Genomic DNA, 759 nt, shown 5'->3' with positions numbered 1-759 from the left:
GACGTTCGTGATCATCGGTGGGGGTATCGACCTGTCGGTGGGCGCGATCATGGCGCTGGCGTCGGTGTGGGCGACCACGCTGGCCACCCAGTCCTACGGGCCGTTCGTGATGATCGTGTGCGCGGTGCTGGTGGGCACCGGCGCGGGCCTGGTCAACGGGTTGCTGATCTCCTACGGGCGGATGGTGCCGTTCATCGCGACGCTGGCGATGCTGGTGGCCGCCCGTGGTCTGGCGCAGCGGATGTCGGACCGGCGCACCCAGCTGGTGCAGCAGGGCAACGAGATGATCGTGGAGTTGTCGACCAGCCGGGTGCTGGGCATCCCGGTGCTGGTCTACATCTTCGCGCTGGTGGTGATCGCCGGGTGGGTGCTGCTGAACCGCACCACGTTCGGGCGGCGCACCTACGCGGTGGGCGGTAACCCCGAGGCGGCGCGGCTGGCCGGGATCGACGTGCGTCGTCACACCGTGATGTTGTACGCGCTATCGGGGTTGTGCTGTGGCATCGCGGCGGTTTTGATCATGGCCAGGACCACGACGGGTTCCTCCACCCATGGGGATCTGTACGAGCTGGACGCGATCGCCGCGGTCATCATCGGCGGCACGCTGCTCACCGGTGGCCGGGGATCGATCATCGGGTCGATCCTGGGTCTGCTGATCTTCACCGTGATCACGAACCTGTTCATCCTCAACGGGCTCAACACCAGCGACCAGCTGGTGGCCAAGGGCCTGATCATCGTGGTGGCCGTGCTGCTCCAGCG

General features: G+C 66.8%; 1 protein-coding gene. It reads left to right on the top strand.

The genetic code is table 11. From position 1 onward, the window contains the following. Positions 1-37 precede the first annotated feature (37 nt). Positions 38-759: ABC transporter permease (locus ACFFRH_RS44330; RefSeq protein ID WP_446697437.1), on the top strand; the 722-nt coding region annotated here is incomplete at its 3' end.

It is taken from the genome of Streptosporangium vulgare (genome assembly GCF_042428775.1).
GTDB lineage: Bacteria > Actinomycetota > Actinomycetes > Streptosporangiales > Streptosporangiaceae > Streptosporangium > Streptosporangium vulgare.
Note: the sequence above shows the minus strand (reverse complement) of the source record. Positions and strands in the feature narration are given on the sequence as shown.